Annotated in this window: 2 tRNA genes and 1 rRNA gene; all 3 read left to right on the forward strand. The window is 48.0% G+C overall.

Features of this window, described 5'->3' with window-relative positions:
• The first annotated feature begins 216 nt into the window (after positions 1-216).
• The 3 genes from ACL9RF_RS17675 to ACL9RF_RS17685 all read left to right on the forward strand — a co-directional run bounded on the left by ACL9RF_RS17675 (position 217) and on the right by ACL9RF_RS17685 (position 2,041).
• Positions 217-1,744 (forward strand): 16S ribosomal RNA (locus ACL9RF_RS17675).
• 135 nt (positions 1,745-1,879) lie between these two features.
• A tRNA-Ile gene (locus ACL9RF_RS17680) sits at positions 1,880-1,953 on the forward strand.
• Positions 1,954-1,967: 14 nt separating this feature from the next.
• Positions 1,968-2,041, forward strand: a tRNA-Ala gene (locus ACL9RF_RS17685).
• The last annotated feature ends 36 nt before the right edge of the window (positions 2,042-2,077 follow it).

A 2,077-nucleotide genomic window follows, 5' to 3' on the forward strand; every position in this document is an offset into this window, starting at 1 on the left:
ATAGGTATTGCGATAAAGCAGAAGCGCGATGCGGATGCGACAAAAGTTCTTTAAGAAATCTGATCATAGTAGCGTAACGAGTAATCGAGAGATGAAAGTTTCGCAGACGAATAAGTTAGCAAAACAAGAAATTCCGATAGTATCGTTTTTGTATAGATATTAACATACAGAACAATTCTATTTATTATAAATAGTCTTGATCTAACACTTCATTTTACAATGGAGAGTTTGATCCTGGCTCAGGATGAACGCTAGCGGCAGGCCTAATACATGCAAGTCGGACGGGATCCAGAGTAAGCTTGCTTACTTTGGTGAGAGTGGCGCACGGGTGCGTAACGCGTGAGCAACCTACCCATATCAGGGGGATAGCCCGAAGAAATTCGGATTAATACCGCATAACATTGTTGATCTGCATGGATTGACAATTAAATATTTATAGGATATGGATGGGCTCGCGTGACATTAGCTAGTTGGTAAGGTAACGGCTTACCAAGGCGACGATGTCTAGGGGCTCTGAGAGGAGAATCCCCCACACTGGTACTGAGACACGGACCAGACTCCTACGGGAGGCAGCAGTAAGGAATATTGGTCAATGGACGGAAGTCTGAACCAGCCATGCCGCGTGCAGGATGACTGCCCTATGGGTTGTAAACTGCTTTAGTCGGGGAATAAACCTACCTTTGTAAAGGTAGCTGAACGTACCCGAAGAATAAGGATCGGCTAACTCCGTGCCAGCAGCCGCGGTAATACGGAGGATCCGAGCGTTATCCGGATTTATTGGGTTTAAAGGGTGCGTAGGCGGCATTTTAAGTCAGAGGTGAAAGACGGCAGCTCAACTGTCGCAGTGCCTTTGATACTGAATTGCTTGAATATCGTTGAAGATGGCGGAATGAGACAAGTAGCGGTGAAATGCATAGATATGTCTCAGAACTCCGATTGCGAAGGCAGCTATCTAAGCGATTATTGACGCTGATGCACGAAAGCGTGGGGATCAAACAGGATTAGATACCCTGGTAGTCCACGCCCTAAACGATGATAACTCGATGTTGGCGATATACAGTCAGCGTCTTAGCGAAAGCGTTAAGTTATCCACCTGGGGAGTACGCCCGCAAGGGTGAAACTCAAAGGAATTGACGGGGGCCCGCACAAGCGGAGGAGCATGTGGTTTAATTCGATGATACGCGAGGAACCTTACCCGGGCTTGAAAGTTAGTGAATTATCCAGAGACGGATAAGTCCTTCGGGACACGAAACTAGGTGCTGCATGGCTGTCGTCAGCTCGTGCCGTGAGGTGTTGGGTTAAGTCCCGCAACGAGCGCAACCCCTATGTTTAGTTGCCAGCACGTTAAGGTGGGGACTCTAAACAGACTGCCTGCGTAAGCAGAGAGGAAGGTGGGGACGACGTCAAGTCATCATGGCCCTTACGTCCGGGGCTACACACGTGCTACAATGGATGGTACAGCGGGCAGCTACACAGCAATGTGATGCCAATCTCGAAAAGCCATTCACAGTTCGGATCGGGGTCTGCAACTCGACCCCGTGAAGTTGGATTCGCTAGTAATCGCGTATCAGCAATGACGCGGTGAATACGTTCCCGGGCCTTGTACACACCGCCCGTCAAGCCATGAAAGTTGGGGGTACCTAAAGCATGTAACCGCAAGGAGCGTGTTAGGGTAAAACCGATAATTGGGGCTAAGTCGTAACAAGGTAGCCGTACCGGAAGGTGCGGCTGGAATACCTCCTTTCTAGAGATCAAAAACGGATCTCGTTATGCTGCGAACGATCAAGATAAAGACATAAGAGACACAGAAGAAAGTGCCCACCCCAACTATTATTAGTTAGGATCCGGGTAGTTTATCGAGAGATTGAATAATAAAGCTAGTCCCGTAGCTCAGTTGGTTAGAGCACTACACTGATAATGTAGGGGTCAGCAGTTCAAATCTGCTCGGGACTACTAAAAAAACGATCGGGGAATTAGCTCAGCTGGCTAGAGCACCTGCCTTGCACGCAGGGGGTCAACGGTTCGAATCCGTTATTCTCCACGATTCCTTTTTGTATATTGTTATTATTGTAATAAT

This window comes from Sphingobacterium sp. Mn56C (genome assembly GCF_049319645.1).
In the GTDB taxonomy this organism is placed as follows: Bacteria; Bacteroidota; Bacteroidia; order Sphingobacteriales; family Sphingobacteriaceae; genus Sphingobacterium.